The sequence below is a fragment of the uncultured Dokdonia sp. genome (assembly GCF_947496725.1).
GTDB lineage: Bacteria > Bacteroidota > Bacteroidia > Flavobacteriales > Flavobacteriaceae > Dokdonia.
On sequence record NZ_CANMDS010000016.1, the window covers coordinates 1 to 500 of the forward strand.

The 500-nt window shown below is 47.0% G+C and carries 1 protein-coding gene; it reads left to right on the forward strand.

What is annotated here, in order from left to right:
- Nucleotides 1-500, forward strand: a 500-nt coding sequence (locus Q0948_RS14860; RefSeq protein WP_298491417.1) for a hypothetical protein, incomplete at both ends; no start/stop codon positions are given.

Sequence of the window (500 nt, forward strand, 5' to 3'; positions counted from 1 at the left end):
ACACCTACCGAGCTTCAAGTTTGTGATGATGATGGTGTGATAGATGGACTTACCACAGTAGACCTCTCTTCAAAAGATATTGAGATCACGGGTGGTTTTGATGCAAACCTTACCATCACCTATCACCTAGATCTTGCTGGGGCTGATGCTGGTGATGCAAGTATTCCAGACAAAACAATGTTTACAATGACCACCAACCCTCAGATTGTGGTGGCTCGTGTGACCGATAATACCACGGCTTGTTATTCTACAGTCAACCTTAGTGTGCGTAGCTTCCCGGTGCCAGTACCCGTAACCCCTGCAGATTATGAGGAGTGTGATGATGATAACGACGGAGTTTTTGACTTCTTCGTGCTTTCCTCTAGAGACGCCGAAATCACCGGTGGTGACCCAACCCTTACCGTCGCCTATTACCTCACCCAGGCAGATGCAGATAATGCACCGGTGGGTCAGGAGCTTGACAATATGATGTATATCAACAATGAGCCTTTTGAGCAAAT